This window comes from Desulfosceptrum tomskiensis, from assembly GCF_049818055.1.
Lineage (GTDB): Bacteria > Bacillota > Desulfotomaculia > Desulfotomaculales > JASEER01 > JBFLVT01.
In genome coordinates this window covers 1,467,933-1,481,906 of record NZ_CP187479.1, presented here as the reverse complement: position 1 = coordinate 1,481,906, position 13,974 = coordinate 1,467,933, and the positions used below count along the sequence as shown (strand labels likewise).

12 protein-coding genes are annotated in these 13,974 nt (G+C 58.5%); 9 read left to right on the top strand and 3 right to left on the bottom strand.

Annotated features, from left to right (window positions below):
- Positions 1 to 32: 32 nt before the first annotated feature.
- Positions 33 to 803, bottom strand: coding sequence for a LysM peptidoglycan-binding domain-containing protein (locus ACPV0M_RS07525; RefSeq protein ID WP_425620055.1), 771 nt, complete (start codon positions 801 to 803; stop codon positions 33 to 35).
- Positions 804 to 1,076: 273 nt separating this feature from the next.
- On the opposite strand from ACPV0M_RS07525, the gene ACPV0M_RS07520 reads away from it, so the two are divergent.
- From ACPV0M_RS07520 to ACPV0M_RS07510, 3 genes are all read left to right on the top strand, one after another.
- A complete protein-coding gene (locus ACPV0M_RS07520; RefSeq protein ID WP_425622157.1) occupies positions 1,077 to 1,853 on the top strand; it encodes a Gmad2 immunoglobulin-like domain-containing protein in 777 nt (258 codons plus the stop codon).
- Positions 1,854 to 2,006: 153 nt separating this feature from the next.
- A complete protein-coding gene (locus ACPV0M_RS07515) occupies positions 2,007 to 2,801 on the top strand; it encodes a nitroreductase family protein (RefSeq protein WP_425620054.1) in 795 nt (264 codons plus the stop codon).
- 126 nt (positions 2,802 to 2,927) lie between these two features.
- Entirely contained in the window at positions 2,928 to 3,899 is a 972-nt protein-coding gene (locus tag ACPV0M_RS07510) for a threonine aldolase family protein (protein WP_425622156.1), read from the top strand.
- 249 nt (positions 3,900 to 4,148) lie between these two features.
- On the opposite strand, the gene ACPV0M_RS07505 is transcribed toward ACPV0M_RS07510, so the two are convergent.
- Positions 4,149 to 5,114 carry a SpoIID/LytB domain-containing protein gene (locus ACPV0M_RS07505; RefSeq protein WP_425620053.1) on the bottom strand — a complete coding sequence of 322 codons (966 nt, stop codon included), beginning with the start codon at positions 5,112 to 5,114 and terminating at the stop codon, positions 4,149 to 4,151.
- Positions 5,115 to 5,397: 283 nt separating this feature from the next.
- On the opposite strand from ACPV0M_RS07505, the gene ACPV0M_RS07500 reads away from it, so the two are divergent.
- Positions 5,398 to 5,991, top strand: a complete 594-nt coding sequence (locus tag ACPV0M_RS07500) for a YdcF family protein (protein WP_425620052.1) — start codon at positions 5,398 to 5,400, stop codon at positions 5,989 to 5,991.
- Between the two features lie 14 nt (positions 5,992 to 6,005).
- Here the strand turns inward: ACPV0M_RS07500 and ACPV0M_RS07495 are convergent, their stop codons facing one another.
- Positions 6,006 to 6,710, bottom strand: coding sequence for a hypothetical protein (locus ACPV0M_RS07495; RefSeq protein ID WP_425620051.1), 705 nt, complete (start codon positions 6,708 to 6,710; stop codon positions 6,006 to 6,008).
- Positions 6,711 to 7,116: 406 nt separating this feature from the next.
- Between ACPV0M_RS07495 and ACPV0M_RS07490 the strand changes: the two genes are divergently transcribed.
- The 5 genes from ACPV0M_RS07490 (at position 7,117) to ACPV0M_RS07470 (ending at position 13,630) form a co-directional block, all read left to right on the top strand.
- Positions 7,117 to 8,415 carry an MFS transporter gene (locus ACPV0M_RS07490; protein ID WP_425620050.1) on the top strand — a complete coding sequence of 433 codons (1,299 nt, stop codon included), beginning with the start codon at positions 7,117 to 7,119 and terminating at the stop codon, positions 8,413 to 8,415.
- Positions 8,416 to 8,428: 13 nt separating this feature from the next.
- Positions 8,429 to 9,841 carry an RtcB family protein gene (locus ACPV0M_RS07485; RefSeq protein WP_425620049.1) on the top strand — a complete coding sequence of 471 codons (1,413 nt, stop codon included), beginning with the start codon at positions 8,429 to 8,431 and terminating at the stop codon, positions 9,839 to 9,841.
- Positions 9,842 to 9,956: 115 nt separating this feature from the next.
- Entirely contained in the window at positions 9,957 to 10,571 is a 615-nt protein-coding gene (locus ACPV0M_RS07480; RefSeq protein WP_425620048.1) for a hypothetical protein, read from the top strand.
- Between the two features lie 219 nt (positions 10,572 to 10,790).
- On the top strand, positions 10,791 to 12,257 hold the full coding sequence (locus tag ACPV0M_RS07475; RefSeq protein ID WP_425620047.1) for a CCA tRNA nucleotidyltransferase: 1,467 nt from the start codon (positions 10,791 to 10,793) through the stop codon (positions 12,255 to 12,257).
- Positions 12,258 to 12,496: 239 nt separating this feature from the next.
- Positions 12,497 to 13,630: a trans-sulfuration enzyme family protein gene (locus tag ACPV0M_RS07470; RefSeq protein ID WP_425620046.1), complete on the top strand. Its 1,134-nt coding sequence runs from the start codon at positions 12,497 to 12,499 to the stop codon at positions 13,628 to 13,630.
- Positions 13,631 to 13,974 lie beyond the last annotated feature (344 nt).

Here is a 13,974-nt window from a genome sequence, read left to right as displayed (position 1 = left end):
GCGATAGGGGCGCCCTGTTCAATGATACCTAGCTATCTAGTGAACACAAGGCCGCCTATCTTGGTGGTTACCGGCCTGGCCAAAAGGAACTTGTTTTTGATAGGGGGAGCATAAAAGTAGAGAGCGTTCCAGCTCGGGTCAACCCCCCTGAGGGCATCCGTCGCGGCGGCGAAAGCTCTAGATGTGGCCGGACGATTAATCCAGCCGTTGAGAACCGGGGTAAACTGGTAATGGCCGTCGTTCACCTCGTAGATTACGCCACTGATACTATTGGGAAACTTCGTGCTGAGCACCCTGTTCACGATTACGGCGCCCACCCCGACCTGGGCGTTGTAGGGTTCGCCCCCGGCTTCGGCTGTAATCAGCCGGGCCAAGAGATCGAATTCAGCCGGTGAGCAGGGGATCACGTACGGGCGTGTTCCACCGCGTGAGGTTTGACCCGACTGCGGGATCCTCAAGACCTGGCCGGGATAAATGGGTTTAGACATGTTGAGCCCGTTAGCCCTGGCGATCTCCTGGTAAGACACGCCAAAGCGCTGCCCGATCTTGAAGAGAGAATCTCCGCGCTTAACGGTATACCACGTGTCGGTAGGGATGTAGAGGACCTGGCCGGGGTAGATTCTGGTGCCGGGCAGGTTGTTGGCCTTGCGTATCGTCTCGGGTGACAGGCCGTAACGCTTGGCGATCAGGTAGAGGGAATCCCCGGGTTTGACGGTGTAGTTGGCGGCAAAGGCACAACTGCCGGCCATTAGAGTGCTGAGGGCCAGAATAATCAGCGTAATGTAAACTTTGTGTAGATTCATTCTTACCTCCCCATTGTCAGAAGTTTTGCTGTTTACTCTTAAAAGTGGCAGCTACTCACTTCACCTCCCGAATTGACATGTTATAGATTAATTCGGTAAACAGGATCGATTTTTCCTACGTGACAGCAGTACCAATTTCTGCAATATTTCAGGCAAATTGCAGAAACTAAGAAATATCAAGTCGCAGACACCGGGTTGAAAGAATTCCTGTCACAATTCTTAAAATGTAGGGATTAGAAAACTAAACCAGACTATACAGGAGGAAAGAACGTGATGCGGAAGACCTTGCTGCTGCTGTCCCTGGTGTTGTTCCTGTCCGTATCCATCTTTGGCTGCACGGTTCCCCCCGGGCCCGGTTCCGTACCTAATCCGCCGTCCGACACCGCGCCCCCGCCCGGCAGCGAGCACGAGACTTACCCGGAGGAAGTTACGGTTGCTCTTGAGACTGTAAAGCCGATGCAGGTAGCCGTGCCTATCATCGTTAACGGGAAAACCTACGTGATTGTCAGCTACGGCGAGAAGCCTACGGCAGGGTATAAAGCGGAGATTATGGGCATCGACCGGCAGGGTAACCGTCTGACCGTAAGGAGTTCCTTAACGGAACCAAAGCCCGGTGATGCAGTAGCCCAGGTGATTACGTACCCTTATGCAATAGATGTGGTTGACGGGGTTTTCCAAGAAGTAAGCTTTATCAACGCTGCCGGCGAGGAATTCCCCCAGGTTGTCGGCCTGAAGGGCACCCTGAACAGCGTCCGGCGCTCCGCAAACAGCAATATCATCGTTACCTCTGTTACCAGCGTTCCTGGCGCGGTGGAAGTCGCCGGCATCGCCAGGGTCTTTGAGGCCGTGGTGGGCTACGAACTGCAAGACGAGGCCGGCCAAGCTCTGGCCCAGGGTTCTGTGATGACCGTTGCGGGAGGTCCCAACTGGGGCTACTTTACGCTGGATATAAACCAGGTCCCGCAGGGAGCGACCAGGCTCGTGCTGTTCCAGCCGAGCGCGAAAGACGGGAGCAAGCTCGACGTTGTGGAGCTTGAATTGGGCCGTTAGCCGGGAAGCATGGATTTTGGTATTTTGGTATTATGGAAAAGCAGCGGAACCCGTTGCGGGGCTGCTGCTTTTTCTTTGCTTCGGTGAAGGAATCGGCGCCGGTGAAGGCAAAAGCATTAGGGAGTCCCGGTTTTCCGGCCAAGGAGTGATACCGTGTCCGAATCTCCTTCAATCCGCTGGCACAAGGCCATCCCGATCCGCCACTCGCGGCGGCGCTACGACGCCCGGAAGCTCGCTTCCGACATGGCTGGCCTGCTGCAGCGGCTTTGCGTGGAGTTCAGGCCGTTTCCCGAAGCACGCGCGGTCTTTGTCGAATCCCCCGCTGACGACGTCTTTAAGGGAGCTTTAGGGAGTTACGGCAAAGTGAAGGGAGCGCCGTCCTACATTGCCTTTATCGGGAGAATGGACAGCCCCTTTGTCCACGAGCGCGTGGGCTATACAGGCGAAGGGATTATTCTGGAGGCGACCTTGCAGGGCCTGGGCACCTGCTGGATCGGGGGGTACTTTCATCCCGAGGTTGCTGCCAGGGCCGTCAGCCTGGACAAGACAGAAAAGGTATTGGCTGTAACCCCGGTTGGATATGCATTGCGTGCGACGGCGCTGGAAGAGAAAGTGCTTAAAGGGCTTGTCCGGAGCCATCACCGTTTACCGCTCGCGAGCCTCGTCACCGGGCTCGACCCGGACCGGTGGCCGCCATGGGTGAGGGCGGCCCTGGAAGCGGCGCGCCTGGCGCCCTCCGCGGTGAACCGCCAGCCCTGGCGCTTTACGGTTGATGAGCATTCCATTACGGTAAGCGTGGGCAGCGAGAAGAACACCGGCCACATCGACAAGAGGCTGGACTGCGGCATCGCCATGCTCCACATCGAACTGGGCGCTCTGTCTGAAGGAGCGAAAGGGGTTTGGGAGTTCCTCCCGCCGCCGCCGGTCGCCCGCTACCGCTTAATTTGAGCACTGTGCATTAAGCATTGGACCTTCTATGTCAAATGCTCAATGCCCAACGCTCAATGGGGGAGGTTGTTTATTATCAGGATCGTCGATTTGCGCAGCGACACGGTTACCAGGCCCACCGAGGAGATGCGCCGGGCGATGGCCCGGGCGGAAGTGGGCGACGACGTTTTCGGGGAAGACCCGACAGTCATCCGGCTGGAAGAGGAAGCAGCCTCCCTGGTGGGTAAGGAGGCTGCGCTCTTCGTGCCCAGCGGTACCATGGGGAACCAGGCGGCCGTGCTCGCCCACACCGAGCGGGGCGATGAGGTTGTCGCCGATGCCGACGCCCACGTCTACTATTACGAGGTAGGTTCGCCGGCCATGCTTGCCGGCGTGCAGATACGCCCCGTCCACAGGCTGCTGTCGCCCGAAGGAGTCGACAGGCTTAAGGCCGCCCTGCGGCCGCCGGATATCCATTTCCCGCGCACTCGCCTGCTCTGTCTCGAAAACACCTTTAACCGGGGCGGGGGAACCGTCGTCCCCGCCGAAGGGATGGCGGCGTTGTATGCGCTGGCCAAAGAACGGGGCCTGGCCGTGCACCTGGACGGCGCGCGGATTTTTAACGCCGCCGTGGCTTCCGGGATTCCGGCGGCTGCCTTCACCAGGTACTGCGACTCGGTGATGTTTTGCCTGTCCAAAGGCCTGGCCGCGCCGGTGGGATCGCTCCTGGCGGGAACGAAGGCCTTCATTGAACGGGCCCGCAAGTACCGCAAGGCCCTCGGCGGGGGCATGCGCCAGGCGGGCGTGCTGGCGGCGGCGGGCCTTGTGGCGCTCAAGCGCATTCCCGAGCTGGCCGGGGACCACCACAACGCGCGGGTGCTGGCGGAGGGGCTTGCCGCTCTTAAGTCTTTGAAGATCGACCTTTCTGCTGTACAGACCAATATTATCGTAGCGGAAACTGTCGGGCCCACCTCGGCCGAGGTGATTGCGATCCTGGGCGAAAGGGGCGTCCGCTGCGTGGCCTTCGGCCCGCAGCTCGTCCGCTTCGTGACCCACAAAGATGTCAACCGTGACGACATTGCCTACGCTTTGCGGGTAGCCCGGGGAGTCTTGGGGTAGTCCTTCACGCGCTTTATACTTAATGCCTGGGAGAGTGCTGCAAAAGTCAACGCATCGGGTTAAGAAATAAGAATCTATAATACTATACCAAATCTATACTATACCAAATCTATACCAAATGCTTAGAGTGCTTAGAAGGTACCTGAAGACAGTACAAATGTGAGGGTCAGACCCTCACATTTGTACACTGACCTCTCACCTCACACTTCCCAAATGCCAGGCGCGTTTTTCAACGGTCTCCTAGTGCCCTTAATACAGCTTAACGACATCTACGTCTCTAAAGTAGTACCTGATGATGTCCTCGGGCGATCTGTTCCGTTTCGCCAAAGTGAAGGCGCCCCACTGGCTCATGCCCACGCCGTGGCCGAAGCCTTTGCCGGCAAGGATAACCCTGTCCCCTTCGACCCGGGCGCTGGTCAGGAGCGTGGACTTCATCTTCACGCTGTCCAGGGCGACGCGGAAATCGGGCGCCATTACGACCGCGTTACCGATCTGCATCCTGGTCGCCCGCCCCGAAGGACCCCGGTCCAGGACCTTGATGGAGTCGATGGAGCCGGGTTGTTGACCCAGTTTGGCCAGGGCGGCGGCAACCTCCTGCTTGGTAAACTCGGCCCTCCAGTTGGCGAATTCGTCGGGCGCCTCGGGAGCGTCCGGCGACTTGACCACCTTGATGTACGGGGGTTCCGCCTCCTTGAAGTTGAGCCCTTCCTTGGCCGTGGCGGTGATGCCGCCGGCGTGGGAGAAGAACCAGGCGTTGATGTAGTTGCCGTTGAAAGTGGCCACTTCGCCGCGGGTACGCTTCACGGCCCTCCTGACCCTCGCGTTGACGTTCTGCGGGTTCCAGGCCTGGGCCTCCTCGAAGTCGGTGGAGATGTGGGCATCGGGATTAAGGCTCGATCGCTTCTTTGTAGTCACAAACTGGAGCACAAAGGTCCGCGCCAGGATCGCCTGGGCGGCAAGGGCGTTCTCGGGAAAGAAGTTCTTCATTTCACCCGCCACGACGTTGGTAACGTATTCTTCCAGCCCCATCTCCTTGATTTCACCGGTCTCCTTAATAAAGACTTTGAGGCGGGGTTCCCGGCCTTGCCCCTGGCTGATACTCTCGGGAACAGCCGGTTTTCGGGCTGCCCTGGTCCGGTCAACACAGGATGCCGCTCCGAGCAGCAGGCCGATCGCGGTCAAAAGGATTAAGAGCTTTGCACCGGTTGAGCGCATCTAAATCACCTCATTAAATTCTTAGATTTTGGTGGCACTTCCCGACCTTTGTCACTTATCATATCCTTGTAGGCCGAGTTCTATAGGCGGCCGTTTAAGGAACGTTCACAAATACGCAGGCATGTTATTTTGCCGGGCCGGGGACGCTTGACGAGCAGGCCCGGCTGCTGCACCGGAGGCGTTTGAACTGGCACGACGGGGAAAGATCAAGTTCAAAGGTGTTATCAAGACGCGCTGGCAGGTTCTTGCGGACCGGATCAGGTTCTGGCTGAGGAAGGCTCTGGTGGCGGCGGGCGTGCTGGCGGCCATTGCCGTGCTTGTACTCGCGATGCTGCCTTACGTGGGAGAGTACCTGGTCGTCGATACCACTCCTACCGAGGCTGACGTGATTATTGTCCTTTCGGGCGACAAGGGCGAGCGGCTGGAACATGCCGTCGAGCTTTACGATAAGCGCGTGGCGCCGCTGCTCCTTGTATCCGGGGGAAAGGTCTATGCCTCGTTGACGGCCGCCGAGATGATGCGGGATCACGCCGTCCGGCTCGGCGTGCCGCCGTCGATGATCATCACCGAGGACAGAGCCGACAACACCGTCGAGAACGCGTTGTTTACCAGGCCTTTGCTTGAGGAAAGAGGCCTTCATTCGGCGGTAATCGTTTCTTCCCCTTACCACATGCGCCGGGTAAAGTACGTTTTCGACCGGGTATACGGGGGCTCGGGCATCAAGCTGACCTACTCGCCGTCTCCGGGCTGGTTCGATCCCGAAAGCTGGTGGCGCACACCGGACGGTCAATCTATCGTCCTGTCCGAGTACCTCAAACTGGCTATGCTCCAGTTCCCGGGCTACAAGAAGCAACTTAACCCCGCAGGCAGCCACTGATCTTTGCGCAGCCTTCAAAGGCTTTGCAGGTTTTGCTTCAATAGGTCGTCCTTGCTGATTATTTCCTTGCCTTTTTCGTATAACAGCCTCCTGAGTTCCTGCTTCCTGGCCAGGTGGGCCTCTTCCGCCTGACTGACAAGGTCTTGCGGCAGGCCGGCTAGGGCCAGCTCCCGGGCCATTTCATCGGCTACTGTTCGGAAGTCGCAGTCGTAGTCTCTTTCGATTTCCTTGGCCAGCACGAGGTACCTTGTAATAACCCTGGCCCTTGACACTTGACCCCCTGTCCCGGCTACGGTGACGTACTCATCGTAGGCCTGTTTGCCCAGGGTGAAGAAGCGCTCTCGGTATGCCGCGTCCAGGGCCCCAAAACGGGCACGGTACTTTTCGGCGATGGGTGACAGGCCGTTTTCGTCCGGTACCGGGGCTGCAGGCTCTCCTTGCGGTTCGATTCGCGGCGCGGGTCGGACCGGGGTGGAGTCCGGTTCAGAGACAGTATCCGATTTCGCGGGGCCGGGAACACGCCCGGCGTCCCGCCGTTCCCCGTCGCTGTCCGCCAGAAGCGGTGTTTTGTCCGAGAGGAAGTAATTATCTCTTTTATCCCCGGGTGATGCCGGCTTGTTGTCGCCGGAATCGGACCGGGGAAGCGAAAAGGCGTTGTGTAGGGCCGTAATCACAAGGATTACCAATACCGTTGTCAGAAGCTTCTGCAGGGTCGACATACCGTCCTCCAACCGGAATGATCGGGGCCTTCAAACCCGGGCTCCTATCTCACCGCCATCTGGGGAAGAGGCCCCGTCACACAATTGTTCCACGCGCGAAGGAGATTTATCAGCCGGCCGGCTGCAATGTTCGACAGAGGGATGGGCATATGTTAGCATGCTCATTGGTAAGCTTTTGGGCCCCGAGTATTGAGTGTCGGGCGTTGAGCATTTAGCTTTCGGCTTAAATATTCAGGCTAGGAGCATCTATATTGTTCAGATGGCCGCCGCTCTGGGTGTCGACCCCCGTTGACTGGATGCCGAGTGCCGGATACTGAGTGTGTTGCTATGGCCAGGCTTTACGGTGTTGGTGCATTCAGCGTCAGGATTACGCGCCGGGGTATAAAGCTATGGAGGGTTTCCAGGATTGGGCATTGAAAAAGGCATGGAAAAAATCGAAACCGCGCTGCCGGGTCATTCAAGACGGAAGGCGCGTCCGCTGGCCGCGCTGCGGCACCGCAATTACCGCATATTCTGGATGGGCCAGGCCGTCTCTGTGACCGGCACGTGGATGCAGAGTATCGCCCAGGCCTGGCTGGTGCTGGAACTGACTAACTCTGCTTTCCTGCTCGGGTTGCTGGGGGCCGTCCAGTATGTGCCCATTTTCCTATTTTCTCTAATCGGCGGGGTTATTGCCGATCGCTTGCCAAAACGAAAGCTGATTATCGCTACCCAGACCTGCCTGATGCTTACCGCGCTGGTCCTGGGGCTGCTGGTGGCCCTGGACGCCGTCAGGTACTGGCACGTCCTTGTACTGGCATTTGTCGCCGGCACGGCGACGGCACTGGACATTCCGGCCCGGCAGTCCTTTATAATTGAATTGACGGGGAAGGCCGACCTGATGAACGGCATTGCCCTGAACGCCTCGGTCTTTCACGGGGCCAGGGTCATTGGTCCGGCCCTGGGCGGGCTCGTGATCGCCCGTTTCGGCCTGGAGCTTTGCTTTTTCATTAACGCGGCCAGTTTCGTAGCCGTGCTCGCAGGGCTTTTTGCCATCAGGGTTAAAGAGCAGAGCTATGCGTCCCGCCGTGAACGGGTTTGGCACGATATCGGCGAGGGCTTGAACTATATCAGGGTTACTCCTTCGATACTCTATCCCATTCTGGTGCTTGCCGGCGTCAGCGTCTTCGCGCTTAATTTTAACGTTCTGGTTCCGGTTTTTGCTCGGGCTGTCCTACACCTCAACGCGGTTGGCTTTGGATTTCTGATGGCTGCCCACGGTGTCGGCGCCCTGGCGGGAGCCCTCTTCCTGGCCTGGGTAAGCGATGCCGGACCCCGGCCCGGCCTGATTGTGGCAGGTGTTTTCGGCCTTTGCCTGACCCAGCTCGCCCTGGCGCCGGTCAGCAACTACCCGGCGGCCATGGTCATCCTGGGGCTGAGCGGCTGGTCGATGATCGTCTTTGCCGCGACCGTCAACTCGGCGGTGCAGATCGCTGTTCCCGATAACCTGCGCGGGCGGGTTATGAGCGTGTATTCCATGGTTTTCGTCGGGGCCACCCCCTTTGGCAACCTTTTCAGCGGAGCTGTGGCACGCGCCTGGGGCGCCCCTGCGGCCTTCGCTATGGGAGCCGTGCTGGGACTGTTGTCCCTGGCGCTTTTCCTGCCGAAGCTGATCAGGCCCGGCTGTTCTTCGGTGTCCGGACCGGGGTTAAAAATACCGTCTTGAGAGAGGTCTAAGGATGCGCCTGATAAGTCCGAACAAGTACCGTATCCCCAGAGAGGGGAAAATGCGTGTCGAGGGCGTCGTCTATCTCAACAGGACGCTTTTCGAGCAGTTCAAAGAAGATGAAGCCTTGAAGCAACTCGCCGACGCGGCCTCGCTTCCGGGAGTCGTGGGACCGGTTATCGGGATGCCCGACATTCACGCGGGGTTCGGGTTGCCCATCGGCGGCGTAATGGCCTGCGACGCTAGGGAGGGCATCATTTCCGCCGGCGCGGTGGGCATGGACATCAACTGCGGCGTACGGCTGCTGATGACCCGCGTCCCGGCCGACGACCTGCGGCCTAAGGATTTACTGCGGCTCATCCGGCACATCGAGGAGCGCGTGCCAAGCGGGGTCGGCCGTAAAACGAGGCATCCCGACCTGCGTGAGCGCGTCGAGGAAGTCTTACAGGGAGGCGCCCCCGCCGTTGTCGAGAGAGGTTACGGGCGTAAGGCGGACCTGGGGACGATCGAGGAAAACGGCCGCATCGGCGGGGCTGATCCGGATAAGCTGAGCCGCGAGGCCAGAAACAGGAGCGACCAGCTTTCGACCATCGGGGGCGGGAATCACTTCATCGAGATCGGGCGCGTGGACGAGGTCTATGACGAGGAGACGGCCGGGGCCTTCGGCCTGGCCAAGGGGTGCCTGTCGGTCCTTATCCATACCGGTAGCAGGGGACTGGGACACCAGATTTGCACCGACTACACCAAGCTAATGACCAGGGCGGCCGCGAGGTACGGCATCGAACTTCCGTCGAACGGCCTGGCCTGTGTCCCCATCGACTCCAAGGAAGGGCGGGACTATTACGCCGCCATGGCTTGCGCCGTCAATTTCGCCTTCGCCAACCGCCAAGTGATCACCCACGATATCAGGCTGGCCTTCGGCGACATGTTCGGCGGCGACCCTGATTCTCTGGGCCTGAATATCGTCTACGATGTCTGTCACAACATCGCCAAATTTGAAACTCTCGACGGCCGCAGCCTGCTTATCCATCGCAAGGGGGCCGTCCGCGCCCTGCCGCCCGGCCATCCGTTCTTACCCTCAAGGTTTGCGGCCACGGGGAACCCCGTTCTGGTTCCGGGGAGCATGGGCACTGCTTCTTACGTCATCGTGGCGACAGAGCGGGCCCGGGAAACCTTCTATTCCGTAAACCACGGCGCCGGTCGGGTGATGTCCCGCACCGCCGCCAGGAAAAATTTCTCCGTCGGGCAGCTGCAGGAGAGCCTGGGAGGAGTCGTCTTGAGTGCGAGGGATCAGCGCCGGCTCCTGGACGAGTCGCCGGCGGCCTACAAGGACGTGCACGAGGTGGTGGAGACACTGGCGGAGATCGGCCTGACCCGAAAGGTGGCCAGGCTGGTCCCGCTCGCCGTCATCAAGGGTGAAGACTGACGCATCCTTTTTGTCAAAAAAGGTCGTATTTCCGCAAAATTAAGACTTATATGGGATCTTTGGTCGAACAAGGCATGCTAGGAAGGAAATAAACCGATTTATCAAGAATCTGGATATGTATATCGACATTTCCCAAAACGGCGAGGAAGGGATTTTTGTGGGCTTGCTCCGCATCCCGACGGTAGTAGGCATCATTCTTGTTTTTGAGCTGCTGGCCGTTTTCCTTGGCATTTTCGTTTTGCCTGTCGATGTTGTGGCCCTGATGACCCTGCTTTTGGGCCTTATTACCCTAAGCGGGGTCTTCATCGGCATTAACGGCGCGTTTGAAACCGTCTTTACCTTGCTGGCCTTTCCTTTGCTCGCTTTTATCCAGGTGTCTCTTGGGCCGGGGCCGGAATGGCACGGGGCTTCGCCGTATGTTGCCCGGCTTGTTTCCTACGCCTATCTGGCTTTTCCGCTCCTGACGTGGTCTGTTTTCGCCTTCCGCGTTAACGAGCAGCACCTGTCGGTAGCCAAAGAGTCTTTCGGCTGGTGCAACCTCATCCTGGGAGGCATCGTCGCCCATTGGTACTTGACCCAAAACCACGACTCGGTTTTGCTGATCCGGTATCTTCTTATCCCCTATGGCTTGGCTTACCTGCTCTGCCGTGTTCTCATCGAGAGACGCCTCCGTATCGGAGCCCGGAAGGAGATCCCCGTTATCTCTCGTTGGGTCGACTGCAAGTGGTAAAAAAGAGGTCAGAGCCTGGAAGTCAGAGGTTAGAAATCGAAGGAATTCACCAGGGGTGAATTCCTTTTTCCGTTCTGACCGCAGACCTCTTATATCTCACAGCCTTGTTGTTAGTAGGTTAGGACGGATATATAATATCTACGAGATGTAACAAACAGTAGCGACCAGACGCGAGCCCGAGCAGACGCCAGGGCTTTTAAATGTTTGGAGCAGATTTGAGTGAACGTGGAGAAGGAATTGAAAGCGCTGTTTTCGCCCGGCACGCGCAGGGTGCTGGAAACCTTGAACAACGCCGGTTACGAGGCCTACGTGGTCGGGGGGGCGGTCAGGGACATGCTCATCGGGCGCGAGCCCAAGGAGTTTGACGTCTGCACCGACGCCTGCCCCAAGGCCGTTCTCGAGCTGGCGGCAGCCAACAACATCAAGGCTTACCGTAAAGGGGTGGCCTTCGGCGTTGTTTCATGGCTGGTCGACGGGGAAGAAATTGAAATCGCCACCTTCCGTACCGAGTTGTACGGCGCCGATTCCCACCGCCCGGAACAGGTAGAGTTCGTCTGGGCGCTTGAGGACGACCTGGCTCGCAGGGACTTCACGATCAATGCCATGGCCATGAACCTGAAAGGCCGGCTGATCGACCCCTTCGGGGGCAGGGAGGCCATCCGGCGGGGGATCATCGAGGCCGTCGGCGACCCTGAAGAGCGCTTTGCTGAAGACGCTTTGCGCATGTTCCGCGGCTGCCGCTTTGTCGCCGAGTACGGCTTTCAACTCGAAGAGCGGACGAAGGCGGCCATTCCCAAGGTCCTGTGGCGCGTCGGCGGCCTTTCGGTGGAACGGGTGAGGGACGAACTGGAAAAGATTCTCCTGGCCCCCCACGTGCGGGACGGCCTGCAGGCTTTACTGGAGACGGGGCTTTTGAGAACGACCTGCCGCAGCCGCGGCGAAGGGGTGGAAATAAACGCCGACGTCCTGCCCGAAGTCGCCGCCCTGGCCGGTGTGCCGCAGAACCCGCGATATCACTGCTGTGACGTCTGGGGACATACCCTCGAGGTCGTGGCCAATACTCCACCCGTTTCCGTACTACGCTGGGCGGCTTTGCTGCATGATGTCGCCAAGGGCACAGACGGTGTGCGCGGGGTGAACAAGGATAACCAGCCAACCGACTACGGACATGCCAAAGCCGGCGGCCGGATGGCCGAGCAGATCCTCTTGCGTCTGCGCGTCTCCCCGTTAGTCGCGACAAGGGCGGCGTGGCTGGTGACCCATCACATGGGTTTTCCCGGTCTCGAAGAGGAGAATGTCATCCGGTGGCTTAAGAAGTTTGCTCCGCATTTTAGAAACCGCGAGCTTCTGGCGGAGGCGGTGGAACAGTTGCTCGTGCTCCGCAGGGCGGATACCCTCGGCGCCAAGGCCGACCCTGAACCGGTTCTCGATCAGACCGACCGCCTGGAAAAAATGGTCAAAGACATTCTCGAGAGCGTGCCTTTTTATCCCGAGGACCTCGATATCTCCGGCGGAGAGGTGGCCACGGTCGTGGGGCGGGGCCCGCAGGTCAAGCAAATTCTCGAAGACCTCGTCGTGCGCGTCCAGAAAAAGCAACTGCCCAACCGCAAGGACGAACTACGGCAGGCGGTAAGAAAGAAGGTCTGGCGTTTGCAGAACAGGGCGGACGTAAGACGTAAACAGTAAGACGTGGTCAAGGAGAGAAACAGGAGAAACAGCATAAAGGTCTTGTCGCGGATGAAAGGGTCATGTGCTTTACCAGGCGAGATAACTCCCCCGTTATTTCTGCACAAAGATCAAAAACTGTACATAACTCTGCATGCCCGGACGGCGGAACGCCGGTTGGCGGCGTTCCTGCAGGCCCTTGGCCACCGCCGGTGATGCGGCAGTTCGACAGCAATACAATATGGGAGAGGACCCATCATATGAAGAAAGACACCCAATGTGTACACAGCGGCAGCTACCGGGACAGCGTGACACGGGGGATAAATACGCCGATTTTCACCTCTTCTGCCTACGAATACTTGGATCGAGAGGAATGCCCCTATCCGCGTTACTTTAATACTCCTAACCAGGATGCGGTCGTCAGGAAGATCTGTGCCCTGGAGGGGGCCGAAGACGGGGTTCTTTTCAGCTCCGGCATGGCGGCTATGAGCACCGCGATTCTTGCGTTCGCGGGTTCCGGTGATCACGTTGTCATGATGGACGAGCTGTACGGCGGAACGCATGCGTTTGCGACGGATGAATTTCAGAGGCTTGGGATCGGATACTCTTTTGCAGCCACCGATGCCGAGTCCGTATGCAGAGCGGCTACCGGGCACACCAAGGTGATCGTGATCGAATCTCCGACGAATCCCCTGCTGAGCGTTATCGACATTCGACAAGTGGCGGCGTTCGCCAGAGAGCGAGGAGTCACGACGATAATCGATAATACCTTTGCCTCTCCGGTGAATCAGAATCCCCTCGAATTCGGGATCGACATCGTCGTACACAGCGGCACCAAGTACCTGGGGGGACATAGCGACATCTGCTGCGGCGTGGCTGTAGCTTCGCGCGACAAAGCGGAGCGCATTCGCGCGTTGGCGCGACACCTGGGTGGGAGCCTCAACGCCACAACCTGTTACTTGCTTGAGCGCAGTCTCAAGACACTGGCCCTGAGGGTCGGACGTCAGTCGGAAAACGCTCTGCGCATCGCCGAATTCCTTAAAGGACATGAGCGTGTCCGGCAGGTGTACTACCCCGGTTTGCCTGATTCTCCCGCCTACGAAATCGCCAAGTCACAGATGAAGGCTTTTGGCGGGATGCTGTCCTTTGAACTGGACGAAAGGCAGTTAGACGCTTCGAAATTTGTGACGCGGCTTCGCCTTATCACACCTGCGGTGAGCTTGGGGGGCGTCGAGACGACCATCTGTGCTCCGGCGGTCACCTCGCATGCCAAGATGTCGGCAGCTGAGAGGAAGCGCATCGGGGTTACCGACTCCTTGCTGAGATTCTCGGTGGGAATCGAGGATGCCGGCGACCTTATTGAAGACTTGGAGCAGGCGCTCAATCAGGAGTAGTTAGCCATACCGACTTACCGGCACCATGAACAATGAAAAACCTGTTCTGGGTCTGGATTATCCCCGAGGCTTATGCACTCCGCTTCACCAGATAAATGGCTGGCAGGAGGGCGAGTAGCAGCGATTGTCTCCGGTGCGTTTTCTCTCTCTTCGAATCGTACAAGTTCCGAAGGACTGTCTACCGAGAATCTGAGGGTCTGACCCCCAGGACTGCCTGTGAACACGGAAGTCTGGCGCCTGCAGCAAAATAGGCCAGCCGTTAAACACTAGCTCTAACATTAGGCAGTGGGCGGTGAGCGTTGAGCATTGGGAGTAATAAAGAAAGGGATTCGGTCTTGCCGAAT

What these genes read in the sequence shown, in the direction of transcription:
- ACPV0M_RS07525 (WP_425620055.1), bottom strand. Translation starts at nt 803, where the DNA reads ATGAATCTACACAAAGTTTACATTACGCTGATTATTCTGGCCCTCAGC.
- ACPV0M_RS07520 (WP_425622157.1), top strand. Translation starts at nt 1,077, where the DNA reads ATGCGGAAGACCTTGCTGCTGCTGTCCCTGGTGTTGTTCCTGTCCGTA.
- ACPV0M_RS07510 (WP_425622156.1), top strand. Translation starts at nt 2,928, where the DNA reads ATGCGCCGGGCGATGGCCCGGGCGGAAGTGGGCGACGACGTTTTCGGG.
- ACPV0M_RS07505 (WP_425620053.1), bottom strand. Translation starts at nt 5,114, where the DNA reads ATGCGCTCAACCGGTGCAAAGCTCTTAATCCTTTTGACCGCGATCGGC.
- ACPV0M_RS07495 (WP_425620051.1), bottom strand. Translation starts at nt 6,710, where the DNA reads ATGTCGACCCTGCAGAAGCTTCTGACAACGGTATTGGTAATCCTTGTG.
- ACPV0M_RS07485 (WP_425620049.1), top strand. Translation starts at nt 8,429, where the DNA reads ATGCGCCTGATAAGTCCGAACAAGTACCGTATCCCCAGAGAGGGGAAA.
- ACPV0M_RS07480 (WP_425620048.1), top strand. Translation starts at nt 9,957, where the DNA reads ATGTATATCGACATTTCCCAAAACGGCGAGGAAGGGATTTTTGTGGGC.
- ACPV0M_RS07470 (WP_425620046.1), top strand. Translation starts at nt 12,497, where the DNA reads ATGAAGAAAGACACCCAATGTGTACACAGCGGCAGCTACCGGGACAGC.